This window comes from uncultured Arthrobacter sp. (assembly GCF_902805515.1).
Lineage (GTDB): Bacteria > Actinomycetota > Actinomycetes > Actinomycetales > Micrococcaceae > Arthrobacter_D.
Map to the genome: position 1 here is coordinate 1 of NZ_CADCTE010000173.1, position 24,916 is coordinate 24,916.

The following is a 24,916-nucleotide window of genomic DNA, read 5'->3' on the forward strand; positions in this document are numbered from 1 at the left end:
GGTTGGAGTCCGGTTCGAGTCCCACTTCGGGCACATGTTTCTCCTAGTCAAAGCCACTTTTGTTCTCTGAGTGTGGACAGCCGTCCCAATTCTGCGGTCCGGGAGCCGGTTTTGGTGGCTGTTCTGGAGTTTTCCTGGGGCTGGGTGCCGCCTTTCTGTCGCGGAGCCCGGTTTGGGCGTTCTTACTGCTTCATGGGGGAGTGGGGGCGTAGCTACATGACTGTGGTGCGGGCTTTGACCTGGTCATCCTCATCGCTGAGCGAGTTGATGACTCATGAGCATCATCACCACGAGCAGACTTGAGTTGCTACGACGTCCTCTTCGGTCGCTGGCGGCCGCAAAGACACTGGATGCGGCCATATCGGATCCGGGGCCCGACACCCAGACCCCGTCCGCAATCTTCCCCACTAGGCCGACTCCGGGCCGGGACGCCGGTCGAAACCGCAGGACGGGGTTCGCGCCGCGATTGACCGACGGTACGGAGGGGACGGGGAAGCTCCACGGGGTTGCCGCGCGTGGCTTGCCCGGGTGCTGCGGTGGCGGTTGTCGGTAGCCGGTGTGCCTCTGTGGGCTTGATGGGTTCGTCGCGTTGCGGTTGTGCCGATGCGACGCCGGCCGACCGTGCCGTGGCCGGTTTATACCACTCGGTGGCCTCGTGCTAACCGGTGGTGTGTGTGGCATCTCTACTGCGGAAGGTTTCGGTGGCCCGGGATCAGGATTGCGACGACGGCCGCTGTTGCGATGAAGATGAGCCCGGCGGTGAAGAAGGCCGCTCCGTATCCGTCGGTGACCGAACCACTGGATTCAGTGACGGTCGCCGCGATACTGGCCAGCAGTGCCAGACCAATGCTTCCTCCAATCTGCTGTACTGCATTGATCGCGGCCGAGGCCGGGCCCGCATCTTCCGGGAGGGTTCGCGATGTGGCCCGGTTGATGGAGGTTGACACCGAAGTGCCCAGGCCGATGCCGAGCAGGAGCAGGGGAGTGAGGATGCCGCCGAAGTAGGTTGAGTCCTCGGTCAGGAAGGAAAGCCAGTAAAGGGCGCCGGCCGCGATAAGCAGGCCGTTCACCGTGAGTGTCCTTTGGCCCAGCCGATCGAGCAATAGGGAAGGTACGGCGGTGGCCGCGGCCATACTTGTCAGCACCATAGGCAGGAAAGCCAGGCCCGTCATCAAGGGAGAGAACCCGTACTGTTGCTGCAGCATGTACGTGAGGAACAGGGTGGCCGAAAAGAGGCTGATGACCGCTATGAAAGCCGTCACCAATGCACCGCCCCGTGCCCGGTCCAGGATGACCCTCAGGGGCAGAAGAGGCGATGCCACATTGCGCTGGACGAGGAAGAATGCTGTCAAAAGTAAGATCCCTGCTATGAGCGGCGCAATGACCCTGCCGGAGGCCCAGCCACTGGTCTCGGCGATCGAGAGGCCGAAGACAAGGCAGAAGGACCCCCCTGCGACCAGGACGGTCCCCGGTATGTCCAACCGTGGACGTTCCACCGGACCCGGGCTTGGCAGTGCCGCAAAGGCGCCGACGAAGGCGACCGCGGCGAACCCTGCATTGACGTACATGCACCACCGCCAGTTGAGGTATTCGGTGAGCACCCCGCCCAGGAGCATGCCAACCGCGGAGCCCGAAATGGCGATGGCAGCGAAGATGCCGAAAGCCCGGGCACGCTGACGCCCAGAGGGGAACATCACGGTCAGCAGCGACAGGGCGGCCGGAGCCAGCAGGGCGCCGAAGACGCCCTGCAGGGCGCGCGACAACACCAAAATGGGGAAGTTCGGAGCGAGTCCTCCCAGGACGGAAGCAACAGCGAATCCGGTCACCCCGATCAGGAAGGAACGCCGGCGGCCAATAATGTCACTTAAGCGTCCGCCCAACATCAGCAGGCTCCCGAATGCCAGAGCGTACGAGGTGACAATCCAGGCTCTTTGACCATCGCTGAAGCCAAGGTCCGCCTGCGCCGACGGCAGCGCAATGTTCACGATTGAGTTATCAAGCGTGACCATCAGCTGCGCCAGCGCTATGACAGGAATCGCCCAGCGCGACGGACGCGGTGATATTCCTGTCCCCGTCGGTGAAATGTAGGGCGTTAAGCGAGAACCCGTGTCGGATAATTCGTCGGTGGAGCCGGGATTATTCATCGGAATTCCGTTCGTAGTAAAGCAAGGTTTCGGCAGGGCCTGAGCGGATATGGCGAGTCGAGACTGTGGTGGTACGGGACGGGCTGGTCAGTGACAGTGGCCGCCCGTCCCGTAAGGTGATCGCTCGCAGCCGCGCAGCAGGTCGTTGAGGAACCCGGCGCGGCTCAGCCGCGGGCACACGCGGTTCCGGCAGCTGCACGCGCTGCCCGCGTTACAGCGCGACGACGACCGTCCCGCCGGTGCGGCGGTCGTTCTGACTGATCACCATGGCGGATCGGGCAGCCATTGGTTGGTTTTTGATCTGTTTTCTATGCCGCGCACGTTGTCGGCGGGGCGCTTCTGGCTGCTGATTCTGCCTGCCGTTCGGCGGTCAGAAGGGGTTGGAGCAGAAGCGAGGCCTGATGCTCGGTTAAGGCGTGCGGGAAGCTGATCGTTAGGTGCCCGACCGCGAGGGCTGCGGTCATCCAGTAGGTCCCTTCGGTGCTGCCGATAACCCGGGCGACCATGACCCGCAGCCGCACCTGATCGATGCGTCCTGCATGAGAGGCCAGTGCGGCCACGGCGGGTGCATAGGCGGTATGCGTTTGAATCACCGCGTGCCGGTCGGCAGCTGCCTGCAGGGCCGCGGGGGTCCACTGGATGCCAAAGATCCGGGGGGAAGGAAGCGTTTGGGTCTTCATGGTTTTTCCTCAAGGAACTATTGCGAGCGTTGCCGGCCGGCCGGCCGGCAACGCCCGGTTCAGGCGGCGGCGGGTACCGCCCGGTTAACCCGCGCGGCTGCGGATCGGCGCGGGAGAAGACCCGGGGTGGTGCCTACCGGTGGGAGGGTATGAAGGCGTCGCTGACCGGTGCGGGGGTGCCGTCGGCGGCGTCGCCGCCGACGGGCAGCAGCACCCCGATCAGTACTGCGGATTGCGGGCCTTCCATAAGTCCTCCACGCGGTCGTGGCGCAGATGGTCCGGGGTCTAGAGAAGGCCATCCCGGGCTGCGGCGTAGACGGAGGGCACGGTGGGGGAGAAGCCGAGTTCGCGGATGAGGGTGCCGTCCAGGCGCCCGAACCACGGGTTCGCGAGGGGCTCGTTCGAGCCCTCGAGCGGCTGCCCGGCGAGAAGGGCGAGCTCGTAGACGGTGGTAGGGGAATCGTCGGTGACGTTGACGATGCGGCCGTCCATCACTCCGGTCAGGGCGAGGCGCACGGCGCCCGCGATATCGCGGTGGTGTGCCAACGAATACGTCTGTGCCGGGTGCAGGCCGAACTGTTTGGTGAGCACGGGGATGGAGGCGAGGTGGCCGTCGCCCTCTCCGTACACGAACGGGAACCGCAGGACCGCCCAGGTCAGGCCGCTGCCCTGCAACAGCTGCTCCGCCGCCACCTTGCTCGCCCCGTAGGCGGGCTTCGGCGACACTTCGTCCGTCTCGAGCGCTGGTTGTGTGGCATCGGGATTATAAACGTTGCCAGTGCTGCTCATGATGACCCGGGCGTCCGGCGCGTGCTCCTGCACGGCGGTAATCAGGTTGCGGGTGCCGTCGAGGTTCGCGCGCCAGATTGCCGCTTCGTCCTGCGTGCGGAACAGCGCCGCCAGGTGGACCACCACATCCACGCCTTCCGCTGCAGCACGCAGCGTGCCGGGATCGGCCAGGTCACCGCGGATGGCGGTCACTCCGGAGGGCAGCTCGACGTCGCCGCGGGTGAGTGCCCGGCACTCGAAGCCGTCGTCCGCCAAGCGCGGTAGCAGCCGCGAACCGACGAGGCCCGTAGCACCGGTAAGTAGTAGAGTTGCCATGATTATCTCCTTAGTTGATTATCAGTGACGCTGACGATCAGCTTAGCGGTAAACTGGGACAATGGCAACACCTCGAAACCCGTCGCCGCGGCTCAGCGCCCGACTGACGTACCTGCTCAAGCGCGCCCTCCTCGATCTCGAGGAGCAGCACGCCGAGCACCTGGCACCGCTCGGAATCAGCGGGCGCGAGCTGGGCGTCCTGCTCCTGCTCGACGACGAGGATGCGGCATCGCAGCAGCAGGTGGCCACACGCCTCCGCGTCGACCGGACCACCATGGTCGGGCTGCTCGACGGGCTCGAGGCCAAGGGGCTCGTGGCACGCCGCGCCGATGCCGCGGACCGGCGCCGCAACGTCCTCGAACTGACCGGGGACGGGCGCACAGTGCTGGCCCGGGCCATCCACGCCAGTGACGAGGCGGAGCGGCAGCTCCTCGCCGAGCTCGACGACGACGAGTCCGCGCAGCTGCGCACACTCCTGACGCGCTTGGCCCGGGGCCGCTCGGAGCGCTAGGGCTTCCCACTCCGACCCGCCGGGCGCTCACCGACCTCTTGCTTTTTTGTTAGGCACCTGACAATAATTGAAAGGTACCAGACAAAAAAGGAGGAGTTATGTCCGTAGAACGCATCGCCCTGGTTACCGGGGCCAACCAAGGGGTCGGCCTTGAGGTCGCCACCAAGCTCGCCGCCAACGGTGTCACCGTCTACCTCGGCTCGCGCGACCTCGCCCGCGGCGAGGCAGCCGCCGCCGGCATCCCGACGGGAGCAACCGCGATCCAGATTGACGTCACCGACCCTGTGTCGATCGCCGCCGCGGCCGAGCGGATCCGCGCCGAGCACGGCCGTCTCGACCTGCTCGTCAACAATGCCGGCATCTCGAACACCCGCACGGGCAGCCTGACGCCGGAGGAAATGGCCGCGTCGGCTACCGCGGGCATCGCCTCGCTCTTCGAGGTCCGCGCCATCTGGGATGTCAATGTCTTCGGCGTGCTCGCTGTCTACCAGGCGATGCTGCCGCTCCTGCGCGCGTCGTCCGATGCCCGAATCGTCAATGTGTCGAGCGCGGTCGGCTCGCTGGCCATGAACGCCGACCCGGACTTCCCTTATCGCACGGCCTACGGGCCCGGGTACGCCGCGTCGAAGACGGCTGAGAACGCCATCACGCTGGCGATGATGATCGAGCTCGAGCAGACCGACATCAAGATCAACCTCGTCTCTCCGGGCTTCACCAGCACCGCGCTCAACAACTTCGCAGGCACCGAGTCGATCGAGGACGGCTCCCGCGAGGTCGTCCGCGTCGCGCTCCTCGGCCCCGACGGGCCGACGAACACCTTCACGCGCTGGGAGGACACCGCCATCCCGTGGTAATCATGGGGGATGACTGACGAGGCGGACCAGCACGATTCGGTCGGGGCGTGGGCGAAGAAGTACCACCTCACCTCGCGCGCCCTGATCGAGTCGACGCTGCGCGAGCACGACCTCGGGCCGACCCAGTGGTACGTGCTCCACCAGCTCGTCCACGGAGGACCGACGCTGCAGCGCGACCTCGGCCAGCTCCTGCGGATCGAGCGCGCGACGCTGAGCGGTATCGTTGCCACCCTGCTCCGCAAGGGCCTCATCACCCAGACGCCCGACGCGGTCGATCAGCGCCAGCGGCTGCTGAGCATCACCGAGGCCGGACGGAACCTGTGGACGGGCCTGCCCGACCCCGTCGCGCTGACGCTGGCTGTCTCATTCGACGGTGCCGACGAGTCCGACCTCGCCGTCACCCGTCGGGTGCTTCAGGACGCGGTCCGGCGGATCGAGGACCACCTGGCCGCGCAGGACGCGGCCGGGCGGGGACGCTGACCGGCGGTACCAGGACGGCCCTGCGAGAACCCATACGTGTCATCCCAGTTGACGTCCGGCGGATTCACGCGCTCCTTGCAACAGGAGGTTTCCGATCAGTTCGATGGTCTTCCTGAACTCGAGTCTTTTGCGCGGCCGGCTGTTCAGCTCGGCGGCCCCCGGTCGAGGTCGGCGGCACTGTCGCCTTCCATCGGCCCACGCAGCACCGGATTTCTGTGCAGTTTCACCGGTTTCGGCCGTGAAGCGCACTCATAGGGCATCGCCTGGGCGGACGTCGCCGTTCGGGTTCGGCGTGACCAGCGGCAACGCCCCCAGCTCGGGAGCCATGGACAGGGCTCCATTCGTTAGGCGGGTATCTGCCAGAAGGCCCAGATCTCCGGCGCAAGCGGCCGGCGAAGTTCCCTCGAACCACCGGCCCGGGTGCCGAGCTAGACTTGCGTGATGAATATCCCGGACCCCGCGCCGCGGCCCGAGGTGCCGGACTTCAGCCCCGTGATCGCATTGCTCACGGTGGCCCGGAGATGGGACGCGGAGCTCAGCGGTGCCCTGCGTGATTTGAGGCTGACTACGCGGAAATATGCTTTGCTGGGCCATATCAAAAGCTCCCCGGGAATCTCCTTCAGCGAGTTGGCGCGTCGCTCCCGCATCACCGTCCAGAGTGCCCATGTGGCGGTAGCCGCGTTCATCACCGATGACTGGGTCCGAGACACCACGTCACATGCCGGCTCGAAGTCAGTCCTGGAGCTGACGGTCGAGGGGGAGAAACTGCTCGCTGCCGCCGCAGCGCGGTTGCGGAACCTCGACGCCCAGTTGGGGCAGGCGCACGGACCACTCGCGGATGCACTGCTCGTCATGATGCGTGAGCAGTTTGCGCCGGGCACGCAGGCCGCCGGCGGGTCAGGGAACGCCTCTGCCTGACATCCGTTGCTGATCGCCCGCACACCCGTTCCTTCAGTTAGACTGAAGGAGTGGAACCATTTCTTTTATCCGTGCACGTGGTTGCAGGAATTCTCTTCGTTGGCCCTGTCGCGGTGGCCGCCAGCTTGTTTCCCCGGTTCGCGCCGGTTAGCGAAGGGGCGCCCGAACGTCGGGCAGGAGAGCGGGATGCCCGCACGGCCGCACTGTTGCACCGCATCTGTCGCGTCTATGGGACGACCGCGATCATCGTGCCCGTCGTCGGCCTACTCCTTGCCGTCGTGCAGCAGCGCGTAGGAGAGGTATGGATCACCGCCGCGATGCTCCTCACGGCGGTGGCCGGAGGTCTACTCGCCCTGCAGATTGTTCCCCGGCAGCGTGAGGCTTTGAGCATTCCTGACACCGGCGTGCAGCTGCGGCGGCTGGGCATGTTCGCCGGCTTGTTCAATGTGCTCTGGTTCGTGGTCGTGGTCATGATGATCGTCAGGCCGGGATCGGACTACTCGTGAACCTGCCGAGCCGAGGCGTGCTGCGGGCACTGGCCCTCCTGTCGGTTCTTGAGCTCCTCAGTGTCACCGCGCTGTTGATCAACCTGGCAACCCTCCATCTCCGGCCCGTCACCGCGCTGCTCGGCCCCACGCACGGCGCACTTTTTCTCGCGGTGGCCGTGACGGCACTGCTGGCACGCGGTCTGCTGCCACGCACCCGCTGGATGGCCCTCATCCCCGTCGCCGGTGGCGTCCTCACCCTCGTCAACGTGCGCATCGAGCGCGCCCGGGCAGGATCTGCCGGCTCCGTCCACAAGGAGACCCTGCTGTGACCGACCGAGATTCCCGCTTTGACACATGACCGGGATGTCGACCCATCCACCTCGAGAGGAACCTGCCGTGCTCGCTCAGATCGTCTGTACCCGGCAGCTTTCCGTCGCTTGTTCAAACACCGGCCGAGCCAACCCACTATCGTCCTTTTAGACCCATCCGATCAGAATCCAACCCGTTAAGCCGCTTCGCGGCGTCGGTGACGCAGTTCTCGGGAGTAGCTCCACGATTGCGCCGGGCATTAGCAAGGACTGTCTCAGCGGACAATGCTGTTGTCATGGACGAGGGACAGTCGGGCCTTGACGCTTAGCAGGGTTTCAATGATGAAGTCCTCCCGGTCGCCGTTCAGGCGGCTGATGGGCACCGCGACGCTGAGGGCGTCCACTGTTGAAGACGAGAAGGGCAGGGCCACTCCGAAGCAGCGCACGCCCAGACAGGACTCTTCGCTTTCCATCGCGTATCCCACATGGGCCGCCTTCTCGATGATCGCCAGCAATGTGCCCCGGTCCGTGGTCGCCTGTGAGGTGAGGGGCTCAATCTTCTCGGGGATGAGCGCTTCACGGATGTCGGCCGGCTGCGCAGCGAGCATCGCCCGGCCGAGGGACGTCGCGTAGGCAGGGAGGCGCCGACCGACCGCCGAGTGCATCCGTAGGGGGTGTTTGGACTCGCGCTTAGCGGTGTAGATGACGTCGCCACCCTCCAGGCGGCCGAGGTGTACGGTTTCCTCGGTGGCGGCTGCGATCTCGTCCATCACCCCGGCAGCACGCGAGAGAACCGGGTCCCCGTCGAGATAGGCCGAGCTGACGGTTAGTGTGTGGATCCCTAGTTGGTAGACGCTCCCGGTCGGGTCCGTGTCCAGCCACCCGCGGGTGCTCATAGTGCGCAGGAGTGCGTGCAGGCTGCTCTTCGGAATGCCCAGGCGATGTGCGAGCTGCAGCTGGGTGCCAGGACCGTAAGCGGCGATGTTGTTGAGGAGGTCGAGCGCGCGGGCCGCAGATTTGACCTCCCCCGTTGAGGAGCTGTCGCCCACCATCTTGTTCGTGTCCATCCAAGACCTCCTGGTCGTTAAGGCACGACCTTGCGCGCTCAACACCGATTCTACTTCATGGTCCACATATGTGGACGTGTTTCGACCCCTTGATTGTGATGAAGATCATAGCTATTGTCCTTGGTAGTTCACATAGTCGAACGTGGTTCAGATACTGAGGAGAGCGCATTGATAAAGGTTAGGTATTCCGCCTCGCCGGCCAGCGTGGAGACGGCCACGACGGCGGACCTACGGGAGAACTTTCTCGTCCAAGGCCTGTTCCGCTCCGGCGAGGTGCACGGTGTCTACTCGCACGACGACCGGCTGGTGATTGGGGGAGCAGTGCCAGGCGACGTTCAGCTCGAGTTGCCGGCCTGGAACGTGCTCGGCTCCGCCTCCCACCTCGAGCGTCGCGAGCTGGGCATCATCAACATCGGGCATTTAGGTCACGTCCTGGTCGACGGGGAGAAGTTTGACCTTCACCACCTCGACGGCCTGTTCGTCGGGCGCGGTAGTGAGGTCATCTTCGCTGGCCCCGAAGCGGTGTTCTACTTTGTCTCGGCACCCGCGCACGCGACGTACCCCACAACTGCATTGAGTCACCCGGAGATCGAACCGGTGGCGCTCGGCTCGCCGCAGGGCGCAAACGAGCGCAGTCTTTACCGCTACGCCTGGGGCCAGGAGCTGCAGACGTCGGTTCTCCAGTTTGGTCTGACCGTCATCGCCGACGGCTCCGTGTGGAACACCTTCCCGCCGCATCTGCACGACCGGCGCACCGAAGCCTACCTGTACGTCGATCTCGACGAGGAGGACCGGGTCTTCCACTTCATGGGCAAGCCCGGCGCGACCCGCCACCTGGTCGTGCGCAACCGTGAAGCCGTCATCTCGCCGCCCTGGTCGATCCACTCGGGCGCTGGCACCGGCTCCTACGCGTTTATCTGGGCCATGGCAGGGGAGAACAACGCGTACACCGACCTCACCCCCGTTCCACTGGAGGACTTGTGAGCACGCAGCTTGAGGCTGAACGCCGTTCCCCATTCGACCTGCACGGAAAGACCGCGGTCGTCACCGGTGCCGGCCGCGGCTTGGGCCAGGGTGTTGCGTTGGGCCTGGCCGAAGCCGGCGCGGATCTGGTGCTGCTCGGCCGGCCGGGCAGCCAGGACTCCACCCGTGACATGGCTCGGAGCCTGGGGCGTGGGGTCCAGACTGTCGATCTAGACGTCGCGGACCATGACGCCGTCGCGCGCGTCAGCGCGGAGGTGACCGAAAGCCGCCAGGTCGACATCCTGGTCAACAACGCCGGAATCATAGAGCGCGAGGACACCGTCGGACTGAGCCCGGAGTCCTGGAACCGTGTGATCGACACCAATCTCAGTGGACTCTTCTTCCTGAGCCAATACTTCGGACGCACCATGGTCGGGCGCGGGTCCGGCAAGATCGTCAGCATCGCCAGCCTGCTCGCGTTCCAGGGTGGGATTCGCGTCGTGTCGTACGCCGCCAGCAAGCACGGGGTCGCCGGCATCACCAAGGCGTTGGCGAACGAGTGGGGCCCGTCCGGTGTGCAGGTCAATGCCATTGCCCCCGGTTACATGGCCACCGACAACACGAGCGCGCTGCGGGAGGACCCCGACCGCTCCCGCGCGATTCTTGAGCGGATTCCCGCTGGACGGTGGGGGACGGCGGCCGACGTCGCCGGCGCGGCAGTATTCCTCAGCTCCTCGGCGGCCGACTACGTCAACGGCCACATCCTCGCCGTCGACGGAGGTTGGATGGCCCGTTGAGCCCCGAGCCCAGCCACACGACTCCCATCCCACCGCAGCCGCGCTGCGGCAACTCCGCACCCGAGCGGCAGCCCGCCGCACATCAGTCCCTTCCGCGAAACTCCCGGCACCGAAGAAATCGAGGATCGATATGAAATTCACCTTTCGTCCCGCCGCAGCCCTCATCGGCCTGTCCCTGGCCGCCACGGGTCTTGCCGGATGCAGCGAGCAGGCCGGTGGAGGCGGCGGCACCGCCGAAGCCGGCACGTGCGCTCCCGCCGACATCACGCTGGTCGGCCAGGTCCGCAACGAATCCAACCCCTACGAGGCAGCCTGGCTCGACGGCGGTGACGCGTTCGCCAAGTCCGTCGACCTGACCCAGGAGCGTCTCACCTACGACGGTGACTCCACCAAGCAGCAGGAGCAGATCAGCCAGCTGCTCGCCGGCGACACCGAGTGCCTCGTCATGAACATCCTGCCCAACGGTGACTCCGATACGCCCCCGATCGTGGAAGGGGCCGAGGAGGCCGGCGCCTACCTCGTCACACAGTGGAACAAGCCGGCCGATCTCAACGTCACCGACTACGACCAGTGGCTCAGCCACATCACCTACAACGGTGTAGAGTCCGGCAAGCAGATCGGGGACGCCCTGGCCGAGGCCATCGGCGGTTCGGGCGGCATCATCGCACTGCAGGGCATTCTCGATACCGGTGCTGCGAAGGACCGCTTCGCGGGCCTGGAGGAGTCGCTGGCGGCCAACCCGGACGTCGAACTGCTCGATGACCAGACGGCCAACTTCTCCCGCGCCGAGGCGCTCGAGGTGACCAAGACGCTGCTCACCAAGCACGGGGATGACGTCAAGGGCATCTGGGCCGCCAACGACGACATGGCGCTGGGTGCGCTCGAGGCGCTGCAGCAGGCCGGCCGCACGGACGTGGCAGTCGTCGGAATCGATGCGGTGCCGGACGCGCTGACCGCGATCGAGGACGGGGCGATGACCGCGACCGTCTCGAGTGACGGTCCGTGGCAGGGAGGCATCGGCCTGGCCATCGGCTACTGTGTCGCCACCGGTGAGCTGTCGGCCGAGGACATCGCTGACGAGGACCGTGCCTGGTTCGCAGAGCAGTTCCTGATCGACCAGGACAATGTCGCCGACTTCGTCTCCCCGGAGACCGACGACGCCGACTTCGAGTGCGACAACGTCTTCAGCCGGTCGCAGGGCGCGATCTCGTGAGCACGGCATCCCCCGCCGAGGACGTCGAGGTCGCCGCGGCGCGCCGCCCCCAACCTCGGCGGGGGGTGTCGTTCCGGGACGCCGGTCCCCCGATCGCCCTGATCGTCATCTTCGCCGTCTTCTCGGCATTGAGCCCTGACTTCCGGACCCTCGGGAATGTGCAGAACATCCTGGACACGGCGGCTGTCCTTGCCGTCGTGACCTGCGGTATCACCTTCGTGCTGATGATGGGGTCCATCGACCTCTCCGCTCCGGGGATCATGGGAGCGTCGGCCATCGCGGTTGCGCTCCTGGTCGCCAACAACCGCAACGACAACGCCCTGGGTCTGGTTGGTGTCCTGATCGCGGTGCTCCTGGCCGCCGCGCTCGGCTGCCTGAGCGGACTCGCCCTGGTCCTGTTGAAGGTGCCCTCGTTCATGACGACCCTCGGCATCTCGGCCATCGGGCTCGGGCTCGCTACCCTCATGTTCGCCGGGGTGCAGCCAAACATCACCGACACCATGCTCGAGAGCTGGGCCGTCGATCGTCTGCTCGGTTTTTCCTACCTCACCTGGATCGCGGCCGCCTGCGTTTTGCTGGGCTGGCTGATTCAGCGCTACTCCCGGCTCGGCCGCTACGCGTTCGCCATCGGCGGTGCGGAGGAAGTGCTGTCGCTCTCCGGCGTGAAGGTGGCCCCGTACAAGATCGCCGTTTTCACTCTCGCGGGCGCGTTCTACGGGCTCGCCGGCGTCATGGTCACCAGCCAGCTCAGCGCCGGCCTCGTCCAGGCGGGCAAGGGTTTCGACTTCGCGGCCATTACCGCGGCGGTGGTAGGCGGCACCCTCCTTACCGGTGGCCGCGGCGGCATCCTGCATTCGGCCGTCGGCGTCCTGCTTATCACCGTCCTCACCAACGGCCTGGTTCAGGTCGGCGTCAGCCCCTACTGGCAGGGTGGCGTGCAGGGCCTCATCGTCGTCGCCGCGGTTGCAGCCGCGGTCATTCCGCAACGTCGAAGGAACCAGGTAACCAAATGACCACTGATCAGCAGATTGAGGCCGAGGCGAACGCGCCCGGCCCAGTGCACGCGCTCGAGGTGCGTGGCCTCGTCAAGCACTACCCGGGTGTCAAGGCGCTCGACGGCGTCGACCTCGTCGTGCACCCGCACGAGGTACTCGGCATCGCCGGTGAGAACGGCGCCGGAAAGTCCACCCTTCTTAAGGCCCTCGTCGGACTCGTCAGGCCCGACGCCGGCGAAATTCGGGTCCGCGGCGAGAAGGTCCGGCTCAGGAGCGTTGTCGACGCCGCCAACCACGGTATCGGCATGGTCTTCCAGGAGCAGTCCTTGGTACCCAACCTCACCGCGGCTGAGAACATCGTCCTCGGCAGCGAGGGGCAGGGCGTCCGGCGCGGCATCTACCGCTGGGAGACGATGCGCAAGCTAGCGCAGGAGCAGCTCGATAAGATCGGTTCAACCATCGACCCGCTGGCCCGCACGGACACGCTGTCCTTCGCCGATCGGCAGATGGTCGAGATCGCGAAGGTGCTTCGGATAGAGGAGCGCAGCCAGCACCCGCCCGTGATCATTCTCGACGAGCCCACCTCCGTCCTGGAACCGAAAGAGATCGAGACTCTCTTCACGCAGATCCGCCGGCTGCGTGAGTTCGCCTCGGTCGTCTTCGTGTCCCACCGTCTCGACGAGGTGCTCGAGGTCTGCGACCGGATCAGCGTGCTGCGCGGCGGCCGGTCCGCGGGAGAGGTTCTCGCTGCGGATGCGACCCCGAGCGAGCTGCACCGGATGATGATCGGATCGACCGGCTCCGACAACCACTACCATGACTCCGCGGCGAAGCGCCCGAACCTGCCGCGCGAGCCCATGCTGACCGTCCGGGGCCTGTCGGGCAAGACGTTCCGCGACGTTGACCTGGAGGTCCACGCCGGCGAGATCGTTGGGATCGTCGGTGTGCACGGTTCGGGTCGCGAGGACCTCTGCCGTGCGCTGTTCGGGGCCGAGCCGACGACGGCCGGCGAGGTCACCCTCGACGGCAAGAAGCTGGACCTGTCCGGCACCCGGGCTGCCTGTGCTGCCGGCGTCGGCTATGTTCCCGCCGAGCGCAAGAGCGAGGGCATGGTCGGGCCGATGTCGGTCGCCGACAATATGACGCTGACCAAGCAGAAGTCCCGCTGCACCGGCCCGCTCGTGGCGCCCAGGAAGCAGGCCACGCTCGTGGACAGCTGGATCGAGCGGCTCTCCATCCGCACCCCGCACAGGGGCACCGCCATCCAGCGACTCTCCGGCGGAAATCAGCAGAAGGTCGTGCTCGCCCGATGGCTGGTGGCCGGCGACGTGCGGTTGCTCCTGCTCGACCACCCCAGCCGCGGCCTCGACATCGGGGCCCGATCGGAGGTCTACCGCCTGATGCGCGAGCTCGCCGGGAGCGGGGTGGCGACGGTCCTGCTGGCCGACAGCCTCGAGGAGGCCATCGGCATGTCCGACCGGATTGTCGTGATGAGCGACGGACGCATGACCACGGAGGTGGCCTGCCCCTCGGGTGGCAAACCAACTCCCCTCGACCTCGTCAAGGAGATGGTCTGACCGTGTCCACCCCTGTGACCGCCATACCAACAACGGAGCCGGTCGTCGTGAACAACCGCGCGACCGTCAAGCAGCGGCTGACGTCGTTCATGCCGCTCATCGCGCTCGTCACCTTGCTGGCCGCACTCACCATCGCTGACCCCGGGTTCCTGACCCAGCGCAGCCTCACGGCGGTGGTCCAGACATCGGCGCCGCTCGTCGTCCTCGCGGCAGGCGCCACGCTGGTGGTCCTGTGTGGAGGGATCGATCTGTCGATCGCTGCCCTGTGCTCGCTGTCGACGGTGATTTTCGCCCTGTGGCTGCCCGACCTCGGCGGTCTCACCACCCTGGCCGTCATCGGCGCTGCCGGTGCGATCGGCACGGTGCAGGGCATCGCCCACGTCCTGCTCCGCATCCCGTCGTTCATCGTCACGTTGGGCGGCCTGAGCATCTTCTCGGCGATCGCCCTGGTCATCTCCGACGCCGGTCCGATCCGGATCGTCGAGCGGGAAGCCACCAACTGGCTCACCCTGTACGTCGGCGGCATCGTTCCCATGTCCTTCTTCGTGGCCATGATCGTCGTGGCCGCGATCGCCCTGGTCCTCAAGCTCACCCCGCTGCACAGCTGGGTCAGCGCCACGGGCTACTCCGAGTCGGCCGCACGCCTGGCCGGCACGCCGGTCGACCTGGTCAAAGTCGGTGCCTTCACCGTGTCCGGGGCGTGCGCCGGCCTAGCGGCCGTCATGCTAGTCTCACGCAATTTCAGCGGCAGCCCCACCATGGCGGACAACCTGCTGCTCCCGGCGGTGGCCGCGATCGTCGTGGGCGGTACAGCGATCACGGGCGGTCACGGCAGCATCTGGCGCTCACTCGTCGGCGCCCTGGTCATCACGCTGCTACGGGTTGGTTTGCCGATCGTCGGCGTGCCCTCGGCGTACGAGCAGATTCTCTACGGGGCGATCATCGTCGCCGCTGTTGCACTGACCCTCGACCGTTCGAAGGTGTTGATCATCAAGTAGCCGCTGATTTCCTCCTTGCGATACCTCCAGAGCACAGCCCAACCCCATGGAAGGCCATCATGACCACCAACACAATCACGCTCCTGCCCTCCGTCGAGGCGTTCCTTGCCACCCCCAAACAACTGCTCATCAATGGTGAGTGGGTGGACGCGAAGGACGGCAAAACCTTCGCCACCGTCAACCCCTCGACCGAGAAGGTCCTCGTGCAGGTCGCGCAGGCGTCCGCCATGGACGTCGACCGTGCGGTCGTGGCCGCCCGGAGCGCCTTCGAGTCGCCCTCGCCCTGGTCCAAGATGAGCCCGCGTGACCGCTCCCACCTCCTGTGGCGCATCGGTGACCTGATCGACGAAAGTGCCGAGGAGTTCGCCCAACTCGAGTCCCTGGACAACGGTAAGACCCTCGAGTCCGCGCGCGGCGATGTCGGCGTGGCCGCTGAGCTCTTCCGCTACTTCGCCGGCTGGGCTACCAAGATGGAGGGCACCACGATCCCGATGTCGGTGCCCGGGCGCGACTTCCACGCCTACACCCGTCGCGAGGCCATCGGCGTCGTCGCCGGGATCGTGCCATGGAACTTCCCTCTGACCATGGCCGCGTTCAAGATCGTACCCGCCATCACCGCCGGCAATACGGTCATCCTCAAGCCGGCCGAGCAGACCCCGCTCACGGCACTTCGACTGGGCCAGCTGCTCCTTGACGCCGGTCTGCCCGCAGGGGTCGTCAACGTGGTCACCGGCTTCGGTGACACCGGCGCCGCGCTGGTTGAACACCACGGCGTTGATAAGGTCGCCTTCACCGGCAGCACGGAGGTTGGCAAGAAGATCGCCGCGGCGGCGTCGGGGAACCTGAAGAAGGTCTCACTTGAGCTCGGGGGCAAGGCGCCCAACATCATCTTCGCCGATGCCGACCTCGACGCCGCCATCGCCGGTGCCGCCCTGGCCGGTTACTTCAACGAGGGCCAGTGCTGCGTTAACGGCTCACGCCTCTACGTCCAGCGCGGGGTCTTCGACCGGGTGGTCGAAGGCGTGGCCGCTGCCGCCAAGGCCATCAAGGTGGGCGACGGGTTCGCCGCCGACAGCACCATGGGTCCGCTCGTCTCCCAAGAGCAGTACGAGAAGGTGCTGGGTTACATCCGCGGTGCGGTCGAGGCCGGTGCGACCATCAGTGCCGGCAGCGCTGACGCCGCCGGTGGCAACGGCTACTTCGTCCAGCCGACGCTGATCACGTCGGTCACCGAGGACATGGCGGTGCAGACAGACGAGATTTTCGGTCCCGTCATCACCGCGATCCCCTTCGACACCGAGGACGAGGTCGTCGCGGCCGCCAACAACACTGTCTATGGCCTGGCGGCCGGCGTGTGGACCAAGGATATCGGCACCGCGCACCGCGTCGGGGCCCGCCTGCGCGCGGGGACGGTCTGGCTCAATACCTGGCATGCAGACGACGTGACGCTGCCGCGCGGTGGCTACAAGCAGTCCGGCTGGGGCCGGGAGCTCGGTTCGTTCGGTCTGGAGGACTACACCGAGCTTAAGACCGTGATAGCCGAACTGCGGTGAGCACGACCGACATCCTGAGGGGGCACCGGGTTATCCCTGTCGTGATGTTCGACGACGCCGCCCAAGCCGACGACCTCGGCGCTGCCCTGGTCACCGGCGGGCTGCCGGTCGCGGAAATCACCCTCCGTACGCCGGAGGCGGTCGCGGTCCTGCGGCGCCTTGCGGCGCGCGGTGACGTGGACGTGGGCGCCGGGACGGTTCTTACCGCCGCACAGGTCGATCTCGTGTACGACGCGGGCGCCGGTTTCGTGGTCTCCCCGGGCCTGAGCGTCCAGGTCGTACGCCGCTGCCAGGCGCTCGACCTCCCGGTGATTCCCGGCGTCAGCACCGCCTCCGAGATCATGGCGGCGCTGGATCTCGGGCTCGAGACCGTCAAGTTCTTTCCGGCCGAAGCCTGCGGTGGCTTGTCCACCGTCAGTGCGCTGTCCGCCGCGTTCCCCCAGGTGCGGTTCGTACCCACAGGTGGGCTCACCGCCGAGAGTGCTCCGAGATACCTCTCCCACCCTGCGGTCGCGGCGGTTGGCGGCAGTTGGATGGTTGCGGCCGACCTCCTAGCCTCGGGGCAGTGGGACGAGGTTGCCTTGAGATGCTCGGCCACAGTCGGCGCGGCCGCACTCACCTCCAGCCGGCAAGGAGTGCAATCATGATCGAGATCCGCCCTGCGGCCGATTGCGAGTTCGATGTCGTGGCGCTGGGAGAGGTTATGCTGCGGCTCGACCCGGGCGAGGGCCGGATCCGCACCGCCCGCCGCTTCGAGGCATGGGAGGGCGGCGGCGAGTACAACGTTGCTCGCGGGATGCGAACGGTGTTCGGGCTCCGGGCTGGCGTCGTCACCGCGCTTGCGGACAACGAGATCGGCCACCTCGTCGAGAACCTTGTTCTACAGGGTGGAGTCGATACCTCGCTGATCCGGTGGGAGAAGTACGACGGTATCGGCCGCACGGTCCGCAACGGGCTCAATTTTACCGAGCGCGGCTTCGGCGTCCGCGGCGCCCTCGGCGTCTCCGACCGTGCCAACACCGCGATCGCTCTTTTGACTCCGGGCACGGTGGACTGGGGCGATCTGTTCGGCCGTCGCGGGGTGCGCTGGCTTCACACTGGGGGGATTTACGCCGCACTGTCGGAGAACTCCGCCGCCGTCGCCGAGGAAGCGATGGTTGCTGCGCAGAAATACGGCACCGTGGTGTCCTTCGACACCAACTACCGGCCCAGCCTGTGGGCCGGCATTGGTGGGAGAGAGTTCGCCAGGGACGTCAACACAAGGTTGGCGAGCTATGTCGACCTTATGATCGGCAACGAGGAAGACTTCACCGCCGCACTAGGCTTCGACGCCGAGCGCGTCGACAAGGACCTGCGGACGCTGCCGAAGGACAGGTTGGCCGCCATGGCGGGCATCATCGCGGAGAAGATGCCTTGGCTCTCCGTCGTGGCGACTACCCTGCGGATCGTCCACACAGCCAGCGACAACGACTGGCAAGCCATTGCGTGGTCCCCGCAGACAGGTGTGCTGTCCTCGGCGGCCCGCGACCACCTCGGCATCTTCGACCGCGTGGGCGGCGGTGACGGCTTCGCATCGGGGATGATCTACGGCCTGCTCGAGGGAGAGGATCTGCAAACGTGCCTCGAGCTCGGTTCTGCCCATGGTGCGCTGGCGATGACCACGCCGGGTGACACCTCTATGGCCACCGGCGAGGAAGTCTGGGCGCTGGCCAGGGGTTCCAGCGCCTGCGTCCGACGTTAGGCATCGAATGAGCCACGACAATAGAAGTGTCCACCGGGCTGAATGCGGTCGCTAAATCTGTGGTTTCACAGGTCGGCCCGTACCCAGGTACTGGCTCAGTCCCCGTTGAGTGCGGCCACCACACCGGCCCGGCTCTCGTCCTCGCTCGCGAGAACGCCGCCGTTCGCAACGGAATCGGCCGAGATCTCGGTAAAGACCATACGGACGTCCTGCCGCCGAGCGCCGAGAATCTCAACGGCATTATCGGCCACGGCGCGGGCGAAGGCGCGACGCTGCTCCATTGTCCGGCCCTGAAGGAGCTCGACGGTGATGTTGGGCATGGCAACCCTTTCTCCTAGCAGCCTGTCCATAAGGACGACTTAAGTTCATCAGTGTGAACACGAGCTTACTCGACGCAGTTGCGGTGCACAACCGAGGCCCGACCCTCAGACTCCGTCGTAGGACACGCAGCCCGACGAACTCCGTCTGGTCAGTAGGCAGCGATCGAGGCGCCGTGGGCCAACGAGGATGGGTTCGGCACTAGGGAGTCACCGACCCTTTATTCTCGCGGCGTAGGCTGGCCGCAGAACGAAATCATTCGGGCTGACCGGAGATCAAGAAGGGGTACATGTGAACACCGAACCGATGTTGGAGCTCACAGCCCAGTGGGAGACACCGCTGTGTCCCGAGGAGGTGCTCGCAGCGGTGGCCAAGGCGTTCTTCGCGGAGAAGGTGGCGGTCGATGAGTCGAATCACGAATCGGCTGTTCGGCGGGGCGGATAGAACCTTCAAGTCCTACCTCTACAAGTCCAGCTGCTGAGACTGGGTGGGTGGCGGAGGACCCCCGCGCTCCGCCACTCACCCCACCGTCCATTCCACCTCAACCGTCAAGGACCCTCTCATGACGCTGACACCTTCACCACCAGCCGCCACCCCGACGCATATTCTGGGCGACCTGCGGGACCGCCTGCACCGCTTCCGCACGGTCGCAACCGCGGTGGCCGGCCCCTGGGCTCGAGGGGTGGATGCGGACTACCTGCAGGACCTGATCGGGTACTGGGCCACCGAGTACGAATGGACCGTGCACGAGCAGCGGATCCGGGAACTTCCCTGGGTGCAAGCCGGTAAGCGCTGGAAGCTGCGACTGATCCACCAGACCGCCGAGGACCCCACCGCCACAGCAGTGGTGCTGCTGCACGGCTGGCCCGATTCGGTGCTCCGCTTCGAGCGGGTCCTGCCGCTGCTGACCGATCTGAACGTAATCGTGCCCGCCCTGCCTGGATTTCCGTTCGCCCTGCCGATCGCCGAAGGCGGACTGTCGTCTGAGAAGCTCGCCGACGCCGTCGCGGATGCGATCGCAGACCTCGGGTATGACCGGTACGTGATCTCCGCTGGCGACGTAGGCTGCGACGTCGCCGAGGCGCTGGCCGCCAACTACCCGGAACGGGTGGCGGCGCTGCACCTCACCGACGTGTCCCAGTACCACTTCCTCGTCGGCCTGCCCACGGACCTGTCCGACGCCGAGAAAGAGTACGTGCGCGACGGGCACCACTGGCAGGCCACCGAGGGCGGCTACATGCACGAGCAGTCGACAAAACCGCAGACCATCGCCGCAGCGCTCGGCGACTCACCCGCCGGGCTGGCCGCATGGATTCTGGAGAAACTGCGCACCTGGACCGACAGCGGCGGCGATGTCGAAACGATCTTCAGCCGCGACGAACTGCTCACCTGGATCACCGCGTACTGGGTCACCGACAGCATCGGCACCTCCTTCACCCCGTACGCCGAAAGCGGAGCCAAACCGTGGGGTCGAATTCAGGCGCCGACCTCTTTCACTGTGTTCCCCCGCGACCTGGTCAACGCGCCCCGCGAATTCGCCGACCGGTTCTTCAACGTCCAGGACTGGCAGGAGTACCCCGTCGGCGGACACTTCGCGGCCTGGGAGCAACCGGAAGAGTACATCCAAGGCATCCGCTCAGCAGTGCAGAACCAGTCCGGGGGATCCGACTGAAAGGGCCCCGCCTGCACGATGACACTGAAGGCCCGGACACGGGCACCTCCACCAAGTGACTATCGAAGCTGCGATGCGGCGCTGATCCTTCAGCCGGGCTTAGGGCGCTGATGGAAAGGGGGTTCCTAGGACCGCTGTCACCGGCGCCTCGCTATCGAGTACACCGCGCCGTACCGAGCGCTCACAAAAGAAGGAGTGGAGTAAAGATGTCTGACGGAGTCGAACAAAAGGCCCAGACAACGAGCTCCTGCACACAGAGCGTACGTATGACTATTCGCTACCCGTTGAGGTGCATGAAGGCAGTAGCATTCGCAGGTTTCGATCACACCGGCTCACGACGGCACGCGTTGACCGGGCTCCTTCTGGCAACGTCGGGCGTTGCCAGAAGGAGCGGTCGGTCCTAGGGCTTCGGGGGAGGGCCCTTAGCTGTTGTACTTGGGCAGGGGAGGGATGGATGGCAGTTCCATCGCTCCGTCGGCTCCGCCGGTCACGTCGATGACGTACTTCCACGTTCCGTCCGGCTGCCTGCGGGTCACCTCGACGCCGCGATGGGTGATCGACAGCTGCGTGCCGTCGGCCGTGGGGCCGGTGACCGACCATTGCGACAGCAGCAGCGCAATGTCGCCGACCTGCGTTACCTGCACGACTGAAATGTTCATCCGCTGCTCGCTGCCCACCGCGGCCTGGATGAGCCCGACGATGATGTCGCTTCCGCCGCCGGCCACGCTACCTTGCTCCGGAAGCGAGCGGGTGATCGAGCCGTCCTCGTAAAGCGCTTTCGCGGCTTCAACGTCTCGATTGTTGAAGGCGTGGGCGAGCAGGTAGTCGGGGTCCTCGGGCTTGGTGGGAGTCCGTAAGGTGGTCATGGTTGTCCTCGTTCTCTGGTGGTGGCCCAACTGTTGCCAGGCCGGGTGAGTGATGTGCCGGTGAGGCTGTTCTTTGGGTTTCGAGTGGGCACGGACGTCTCGCTTTGCCGCGCGCCCTGGTTGTCGGGGATCTACGGCTCCCTTCTGATGGGGCAAGTTGCGCTAACGGCGCTCGACACGCGAGCGTCATGATCTTCCTCCGTCCTGCGCCACCGCCATTCGGTGCCGGCCGGGCCGGACGGACGGTAATGACCGGCGAAAGGAAGGCTTGCGATCTCGACGTACGCGATGAATCGCTCGACGGCTTCAGCTATCAGCGTCCCTGCTTTGGCCCGGTCAGCGGTCATGCTCCGGGTGTCCTGCTGTGTGTCGCTCGTTAGCCAGCCAGGCGCAGGGCGCCGTGGCGTGCGGTTCGGGGGGCACGGTCGGGTGCGACCAGCGCGGTTCCGATAGCGCGGGCCCGGACCAGGAGGTCCGCGCGGCGTTCGGCGTTGACATCGCCTTCGACGTCGAGCAGCAGGTGCGTCTCGACGTCGGTCAGTCCGACGAAGCCGAAGATGCCGACATCGATCTGGGTCTCCATCGCGGTGCGGTAGCCGTACTTGTCATAGGTACCATCGCGCATTCCGCCGATGCCGATGAGGATGATCGGCTTGTCGCCGAGCAGCCCGCGGGTGGTGGTTTCCGGGTCGACCGAGTAGGCCCAGCCGGCCGTGAACACCCGGTCGATCCACCCCTTGAGCAGGGCGGGGAATGACCACCAGTAGACCGGGAAGACGAGTGCGATGGCGTCGGCGGCCTCAACCCGTGTTGCTTCCTGGATCGCATCGGCGGGCCGCGGTCCGCCCCAGAAGTGCGCGTGGTCGGCGGCAGTGAAGCGCGGATCGAAGTTCTCGGCCTGCAGGTCGGCGACTTCCGCCGTGTGACCGGCCTGGACGACGCCCTCCACGAAGGCATCGAGTACAGCTGCCGGGAAGTGCTCTCGGGTCGGGTGGCTGTAAACGGTCAGAATGTGCATGTTTTCTCCTGGTGAGGCGGTGAGGCGACGAGGTCAGAAATGAGGGAATGGCTTGGCCTCACACCTCCACTGTGTCAGGATAGGAACCGATGCACTAGTACGCACCTTTTCGTAACCACTGGAGAACGTGAAATGACTATAACGCTGCAGGGTGATGTGTTCGTCGAAACCTGCCTCTCACGGGTGGTGCTGTCCCGGATCGCGGGAAAGTGGCCCCTGCTTGTGATCGATGCCCTGGGTGGGGGCGCGATGAGGAACGGAGCGCTTCTTCGCCGGATTTCCGGGGTGTCTCAGAAGATGCTCACGGAGACGCTGCGCGAGCTCGAGGAGCTGGACCTGGTCGAGAGGACCGTCCTCGACAAGGTCCCGCCCCACGTGGAGTACCGCCTGACGCCGCTCGGTGAGTCGCTCAACAGCGTGGTCGCCGAGCTTGACCGGTGGGTAGAAGGAAACCTGCAGCAGCTGGGCGCGCACAGCCAAGAACCCGCTTCGGCACCTGTGAAGGGCTAGGAACAGGAGTTCTGCGCCGGCATCGTCCAGGTAGGCGGGGCATGCCGAACGACGAACCGAGATTGCGCTCGACGACGGCCGGAAGGTCGTGCGGCGCCAAGCCCGGTTTGGGCTTTCTTACTCCTTCATGGGGGAGCGGCGGTGTGGGTGCATGACTGTGGTGAAAGCTTTCTGATCTGATCATCCTCCGTCATACGTGAATGGCCCGAGCTGGCTCCGTTGGCAGCCTCCTACCTCCGGTCGAGGATCGCTTATGGGATTAGCAGAATGGGCCTTGCTGAGGGGTCGAAGGCGTTTGAGGACGTTGCCCAGTCGAGTACCGTTCGAAGCCTGGCGTTGATCGTGTCCGTGATTTAGTCGAGGCCGGTGCAAGCCGGCGAGTGGCGGTTTCGCCGGGAGGACGGCGTATCAGGTGATGCGGGAGGACGCTGCGCGTACCATTCATCGATGATGGCCACACTGGCCTCTTCGGTGATTGCGGATTCTGCCGGGCAGGACAATACTCGGCGGCATGCGTAGTCAAGAGAAGCCGTCCATGGCGGGATCGATTGTCCGTGGCATGGCTGCAGGGGTTGCCGGAACCGTGGTGATGACGGCCTTCCAGAAATTTGTTGAGATGCCTCTGACCGGGCGTCGAACCAGTTACGCACCGGCCGATTTCGCGCAGCGCATTTCCCCCCTCCAGCCGGCGACCCGGCAGGGCCGGGACCAGTTGAACACGGTGACGCACTTCGCCTTGGGAACCATGTGGGGCACGGCCTACGGGCTCACCGCCCACGCCGGGCTGCGGGGGGCCAAAGCAGTCGCCGTCGTGTTTCCCGTTGTCTACACCGGGGACGTCCTGCTCAACACAGCCCTTGGACTGTATAAGCCGGGAACCTGGACGGCGCAGGACTGGACCGTGGACCTGGTCGATAAGCTGGTGCAGGCCGCAGCGACCGGCGTGCTCTACGACTACGTTTTCGGACCAGCTGAAGGATCCTAGACACCTCCCGGCGGAATCTCCCAGACCGGCCACCCGGGCACGAAGTACCACCGGCAGCTTTGACTGGGTGCCCGCGGCGGCCGGGGCGTGAGCGGTTCCCTTTTCCCGGGCAGGCATAGCCTTAAGCTGTTCCGCATGGGTATCACAGAGAGCGATCTGAATCACCTGCGGCGATGTGTTGAGTTGGCGCGCGACGCCCTCGAGGCCGGAGACGAGCCCTTCGGCTCCCTGCTTGCCTCAGCAGAGGGGGCGGTGCTCTTCGAGGACCGAAACCGGGTGGCCGGTGGAGACCGGACGCGCCACCCGGAGTTCGAAATCGCCCGTTGGTCCGCGGTCCACCTGACGCCAGAGCAGCGGGCCGGGGCCACGGTCTATACCTCAGGAGAACACTGTCCCATGTGCGCGGCCGCCCATGCTTGGGTGGGGCTGGGCCGCATCGTTTATGTCTCGTCCTCGGAGCAACTCGGTCAATGGCTGCGCGATCTCGGTGAGGCGCTACCGCCGGTGACCACGCTGCCGATCAACCAGGTGGCACCTGGCGTGCCCGTTGAGGGCCCCTGCCCGGAGCTGGTTTCCAAGGTCCGAGAGCTCCACCGGGCCCGAGTCGAACGGGACAAAAGCAACCCGCCACGACCGAGTTCCCTTACCTAATGGCCCGGCGCAATCGAACGCTGAAAATGCGCCCTGCTGAATGCACGGACCGGCTTGTGAGGAATCCCGCGGGCCCGCCTTACGCGGTTGGAGCTCTCCCGTCGTGGGGGAGAGCTCCAGCTATCGGGCCTTGTCGCCTGCTTTCCGCGTTCTCACGCGGAGTTCTTCACCTGACCAGATCGGTCCGGGCTGTGCACGGGGAAGGGCTTCCTGACCCCTCCTGCAGTAGTTGGACCTGAACTTCCCCGCCGTCTGCGAACAGTTCGGTGCCGGTGACGTAGCTCGCCTGATCCGAGGCGAGAAACGGCACGGCGTCGGCGATTTCAGCCGGCTGGGCGACGCGGCCGAGTGGCACGTTGCCAGCCATTGCGTCGAGCATGCCCTGTGTCTGTCTCGGGTCGGAGGCGAGTCCGGTGAGGCCGGGCGTCTCAGTGGGTCCCGGGGCGATCGTGTTCACCCGGATGTGGCGGCCGGCGAGCTCGGCCGCCCACGTCCGCGTGAATGA

Annotated in this window: 28 protein-coding genes; 20 read left to right on the plus strand and 8 right to left on the minus strand. The window is 65.8% G+C overall.

The features are described 5' to 3' along the window. Positions 1-683 precede the first annotated feature (683 nt). The 3 genes from QZX79_RS15935 to QZX79_RS15945 all read right to left on the minus strand — a co-directional run bounded on the left by QZX79_RS15935 (position 684) and on the right by QZX79_RS15945 (position 3,928). On the minus strand, positions 684-2,144 hold the full coding sequence (locus QZX79_RS15935; protein ID WP_294569778.1) for an MFS transporter: 1,461 nt from the start codon (positions 2,142-2,144) through the stop codon (positions 684-686). Between the two features lie 308 nt (positions 2,145-2,452). Next, entirely contained in the window at positions 2,453-2,824 is a 372-nt protein-coding gene (locus QZX79_RS15940) for a hypothetical protein (protein ID WP_294569780.1), read from the minus strand. 285 nt (positions 2,825-3,109) lie between these two features. Further along, positions 3,110-3,928 (minus strand): NAD(P)-dependent oxidoreductase, encoded by an 819-nt coding sequence (locus QZX79_RS15945; RefSeq protein WP_294569782.1) that lies wholly within the window; start codon positions 3,926-3,928, stop codon positions 3,110-3,112. A gap of 61 nt (positions 3,929-3,989) precedes the next feature. Between QZX79_RS15945 and QZX79_RS15950 the strand changes: the two genes are divergently transcribed. The 6 genes from QZX79_RS15950 (at position 3,990) to QZX79_RS15975 (ending at position 7,508) form a co-directional block, all read left to right on the plus strand. Beyond that, positions 3,990-4,439, plus strand: coding sequence for a MarR family winged helix-turn-helix transcriptional regulator (locus QZX79_RS15950; protein WP_294569784.1), 450 nt, complete (start codon positions 3,990-3,992; stop codon positions 4,437-4,439). A 98-nt stretch (positions 4,440-4,537) separates the two neighbouring features. Further along, positions 4,538-5,293, plus strand: a complete 756-nt coding sequence (locus QZX79_RS15955) for an SDR family NAD(P)-dependent oxidoreductase (protein ID WP_294569786.1) — start codon at positions 4,538-4,540, stop codon at positions 5,291-5,293. A gap of 9 nt (positions 5,294-5,302) precedes the next feature. Further along, complete coding sequence (locus tag QZX79_RS15960; RefSeq protein WP_294569788.1) at positions 5,303-5,773, plus strand: MarR family winged helix-turn-helix transcriptional regulator; 471 nt, start codon at positions 5,303-5,305, stop codon at positions 5,771-5,773. 441 nt (positions 5,774-6,214) lie between these two features. Next, positions 6,215-6,691, plus strand: coding sequence for a MarR family winged helix-turn-helix transcriptional regulator (locus tag QZX79_RS15965; RefSeq protein ID WP_294569790.1), 477 nt, complete (start codon positions 6,215-6,217; stop codon positions 6,689-6,691). A gap of 206 nt (positions 6,692-6,897) precedes the next feature. Then, entirely contained in the window at positions 6,898-7,197 is a 300-nt protein-coding gene (locus tag QZX79_RS15970; RefSeq protein WP_294569792.1) for a hypothetical protein, read from the plus strand. Beyond that, the gene (locus QZX79_RS15975; RefSeq protein ID WP_294569793.1) at positions 7,194-7,508 is read left to right on the plus strand and encodes a hypothetical protein; all 315 of its coding nucleotides are present in this window, start codon (positions 7,194-7,196) and stop codon (positions 7,506-7,508) included. Before QZX79_RS15970 ends, QZX79_RS15975 begins: the two co-directional genes overlap by 4 nt. Positions 7,509-7,762: 254 nt before the next feature. On the opposite strand, the gene QZX79_RS15980 is transcribed toward QZX79_RS15975, so the two are convergent. Further along, a complete protein-coding gene (locus QZX79_RS15980) occupies positions 7,763-8,554 on the minus strand; it encodes an IclR family transcriptional regulator (RefSeq protein WP_294569794.1) in 792 nt (263 codons plus the stop codon). Positions 8,555-8,722: 168 nt separating this feature from the next. On the opposite strand from QZX79_RS15980, the gene kduI reads away from it, so the two are divergent. The 9 genes from kduI to QZX79_RS16025 all read left to right on the plus strand — a co-directional run bounded on the left by kduI (position 8,723) and on the right by QZX79_RS16025 (position 18,391). Then, complete coding sequence (gene kduI / locus QZX79_RS15985; protein ID WP_294569796.1) at positions 8,723-9,538, plus strand: 5-dehydro-4-deoxy-D-glucuronate isomerase; 816 nt, start codon at positions 8,723-8,725, stop codon at positions 9,536-9,538. Continuing rightward, on the plus strand, positions 9,535-10,314 hold the full coding sequence (kduD, locus tag QZX79_RS15990; protein ID WP_294569798.1) for a 2-dehydro-3-deoxy-D-gluconate 5-dehydrogenase KduD: 780 nt from the start codon (positions 9,535-9,537) through the stop codon (positions 10,312-10,314). The genes kduI and kduD overlap by 4 nt, the downstream gene beginning before the upstream one ends. 130 nt (positions 10,315-10,444) lie before the next feature. Continuing rightward, positions 10,445-11,527 carry a sugar ABC transporter substrate-binding protein gene (locus QZX79_RS15995; RefSeq protein ID WP_294569800.1) on the plus strand — a complete coding sequence of 361 codons (1,083 nt, stop codon included), beginning with the start codon at positions 10,445-10,447 and terminating at the stop codon, positions 11,525-11,527. After that, entirely contained in the window at positions 11,524-12,540 is a 1,017-nt protein-coding gene (locus tag QZX79_RS16000; RefSeq protein WP_294569802.1) for an ABC transporter permease, read from the plus strand. Before QZX79_RS15995 ends, QZX79_RS16000 begins: the two co-directional genes overlap by 4 nt. Continuing rightward, positions 12,537-14,099 carry a sugar ABC transporter ATP-binding protein gene (locus tag QZX79_RS16005; protein ID WP_294569804.1) on the plus strand — a complete coding sequence of 521 codons (1,563 nt, stop codon included), beginning with the start codon at positions 12,537-12,539 and terminating at the stop codon, positions 14,097-14,099. Before QZX79_RS16000 ends, QZX79_RS16005 begins: the two co-directional genes overlap by 4 nt. 2 nt (positions 14,100-14,101) lie before the next feature. After that, positions 14,102-15,097, plus strand: coding sequence for an ABC transporter permease (locus QZX79_RS16010; protein WP_294569806.1), 996 nt, complete (start codon positions 14,102-14,104; stop codon positions 15,095-15,097). Positions 15,098-15,156: 59 nt separating this feature from the next. Beyond that, entirely contained in the window at positions 15,157-16,650 is a 1,494-nt protein-coding gene (locus QZX79_RS16015; protein ID WP_294569808.1) for an aldehyde dehydrogenase family protein, read from the plus strand. Then, positions 16,647-17,297: a bifunctional 4-hydroxy-2-oxoglutarate aldolase/2-dehydro-3-deoxy-phosphogluconate aldolase gene (gene eda, locus QZX79_RS16020; protein WP_294569810.1), complete on the plus strand. Its 651-nt coding sequence runs from the start codon at positions 16,647-16,649 to the stop codon at positions 17,295-17,297. The genes QZX79_RS16015 and eda overlap by 4 nt, the downstream gene beginning before the upstream one ends. Continuing rightward, positions 17,294-18,391, plus strand: coding sequence for a sugar kinase (locus QZX79_RS16025; protein ID WP_294569812.1), 1,098 nt, complete (start codon positions 17,294-17,296; stop codon positions 18,389-18,391). Before eda ends, QZX79_RS16025 begins: the two co-directional genes overlap by 4 nt. A 95-nt stretch (positions 18,392-18,486) precedes the next feature. Here the strand turns inward: QZX79_RS16025 and QZX79_RS16030 are convergent, their stop codons facing one another. Continuing rightward, entirely contained in the window at positions 18,487-18,711 is a 225-nt protein-coding gene (locus QZX79_RS16030; RefSeq protein WP_294569815.1) for a tautomerase family protein, read from the minus strand. A 289-nt stretch (positions 18,712-19,000) separates the two neighbouring features. Here QZX79_RS16030 and QZX79_RS16035 point away from each other — a divergent pair, with 289 nt between their 5' ends. Continuing rightward, positions 19,001-19,153: a hypothetical protein gene (locus tag QZX79_RS16035; RefSeq protein WP_294569817.1), complete on the plus strand. Its 153-nt coding sequence runs from the start codon at positions 19,001-19,003 to the stop codon at positions 19,151-19,153. A gap of 118 nt (positions 19,154-19,271) precedes the next feature. Continuing rightward, on the plus strand, positions 19,272-20,381 hold the full coding sequence (locus tag QZX79_RS16040) for an epoxide hydrolase family protein (protein WP_294569819.1): 1,110 nt from the start codon (positions 19,272-19,274) through the stop codon (positions 20,379-20,381). Positions 20,382-20,803: 422 nt separating this feature from the next. Here QZX79_RS16040 and QZX79_RS16045 read toward each other — a convergent pair whose 3' ends face one another. Continuing rightward, positions 20,804-21,247, minus strand: coding sequence for a DUF4440 domain-containing protein (locus tag QZX79_RS16045; RefSeq protein WP_294569821.1), 444 nt, complete (start codon positions 21,245-21,247; stop codon positions 20,804-20,806). Between the two features lie 376 nt (positions 21,248-21,623). Further along, positions 21,624-22,265: an NAD(P)H-dependent oxidoreductase gene (locus tag QZX79_RS16050; RefSeq protein WP_294569822.1), complete on the minus strand. Its 642-nt coding sequence runs from the start codon at positions 22,263-22,265 to the stop codon at positions 21,624-21,626. Positions 22,266-22,397: 132 nt separating this feature from the next. On the opposite strand from QZX79_RS16050, the gene QZX79_RS16055 reads away from it, so the two are divergent. The 3 genes from QZX79_RS16055 to QZX79_RS16065 all read left to right on the plus strand — a co-directional run bounded on the left by QZX79_RS16055 (position 22,398) and on the right by QZX79_RS16065 (position 24,411). Further along, complete coding sequence (locus tag QZX79_RS16055) at positions 22,398-22,775, plus strand: helix-turn-helix domain-containing protein (protein ID WP_294569824.1); 378 nt, start codon at positions 22,398-22,400, stop codon at positions 22,773-22,775. A gap of 535 nt (positions 22,776-23,310) precedes the next feature. Further along, complete coding sequence (locus QZX79_RS16060; RefSeq protein ID WP_294569826.1) at positions 23,311-23,760, plus strand: hypothetical protein; 450 nt, start codon at positions 23,311-23,313, stop codon at positions 23,758-23,760. Between the two features lie 135 nt (positions 23,761-23,895). Continuing rightward, the gene (locus tag QZX79_RS16065; RefSeq protein ID WP_294569828.1) at positions 23,896-24,411 is read left to right on the plus strand and encodes a nucleoside deaminase; all 516 of its coding nucleotides are present in this window, start codon (positions 23,896-23,898) and stop codon (positions 24,409-24,411) included. A gap of 166 nt (positions 24,412-24,577) precedes the next feature. Here QZX79_RS16065 and QZX79_RS16070 read toward each other — a convergent pair. Further along, on the minus strand, positions 24,578-24,916 hold a 339-nt coding region (locus tag QZX79_RS16070), incomplete at its 5' end, for an SDR family oxidoreductase (protein WP_294569830.1).

Excerpts from the sequence above, each read along its gene's own strand:
- QZX79_RS15935 (WP_294569778.1), bottom strand. The coding sequence starts at position 2,144 with ATGAATAATCCCGGCTCCACCGACGAATTATCCGACACGGGTTCTCGC.
- QZX79_RS15940 (WP_294569780.1), bottom strand. The coding sequence starts at position 2,824 with ATGAAGACCCAAACGCTTCCTTCCCCCCGGATCTTTGGCATCCAGTGG.
- QZX79_RS15945 (WP_294569782.1), bottom strand. The coding sequence starts at position 3,928 with ATGGCAACTCTACTACTTACCGGTGCTACGGGCCTCGTCGGTTCGCGG.
- QZX79_RS15950 (WP_294569784.1), top strand. The coding sequence starts at position 3,990 with ATGGCAACACCTCGAAACCCGTCGCCGCGGCTCAGCGCCCGACTGACG.
- QZX79_RS15955 (WP_294569786.1), top strand. The coding sequence starts at position 4,538 with ATGTCCGTAGAACGCATCGCCCTGGTTACCGGGGCCAACCAAGGGGTC.
- QZX79_RS15960 (WP_294569788.1), top strand. The coding sequence starts at position 5,303 with ATGACTGACGAGGCGGACCAGCACGATTCGGTCGGGGCGTGGGCGAAG.
- QZX79_RS15965 (WP_294569790.1), top strand. The coding sequence starts at position 6,215 with ATGAATATCCCGGACCCCGCGCCGCGGCCCGAGGTGCCGGACTTCAGC.
- QZX79_RS15980 (WP_294569794.1), bottom strand. The coding sequence starts at position 8,554 with ATGGACACGAACAAGATGGTGGGCGACAGCTCCTCAACGGGGGAGGTC.
- QZX79_RS15995 (WP_294569800.1), top strand. The coding sequence starts at position 10,445 with ATGAAATTCACCTTTCGTCCCGCCGCAGCCCTCATCGGCCTGTCCCTG.
- QZX79_RS16005 (WP_294569804.1), top strand. The coding sequence starts at position 12,537 with ATGACCACTGATCAGCAGATTGAGGCCGAGGCGAACGCGCCCGGCCCA.
- QZX79_RS16015 (WP_294569808.1), top strand. The coding sequence starts at position 15,157 with ATGACCACCAACACAATCACGCTCCTGCCCTCCGTCGAGGCGTTCCTT.
- QZX79_RS16025 (WP_294569812.1), top strand. The coding sequence starts at position 17,294 with ATGATCGAGATCCGCCCTGCGGCCGATTGCGAGTTCGATGTCGTGGCG.
- QZX79_RS16030 (WP_294569815.1), bottom strand. The coding sequence starts at position 18,711 with ATGCCCAACATCACCGTCGAGCTCCTTCAGGGCCGGACAATGGAGCAG.
- QZX79_RS16040 (WP_294569819.1), top strand. The coding sequence starts at position 19,272 with ATGACGCTGACACCTTCACCACCAGCCGCCACCCCGACGCATATTCTG.
- QZX79_RS16045 (WP_294569821.1), bottom strand. The coding sequence starts at position 21,247 with ATGACCACCTTACGGACTCCCACCAAGCCCGAGGACCCCGACTACCTG.
- QZX79_RS16050 (WP_294569822.1), bottom strand. The coding sequence starts at position 22,265 with ATGCACATTCTGACCGTTTACAGCCACCCGACCCGAGAGCACTTCCCG.
- QZX79_RS16055 (WP_294569824.1), top strand. The coding sequence starts at position 22,398 with ATGACTATAACGCTGCAGGGTGATGTGTTCGTCGAAACCTGCCTCTCA.
- QZX79_RS16060 (WP_294569826.1), top strand. The coding sequence starts at position 23,311 with ATGGCGGGATCGATTGTCCGTGGCATGGCTGCAGGGGTTGCCGGAACC.
- QZX79_RS16065 (WP_294569828.1), top strand. The coding sequence starts at position 23,896 with ATGGGTATCACAGAGAGCGATCTGAATCACCTGCGGCGATGTGTTGAG.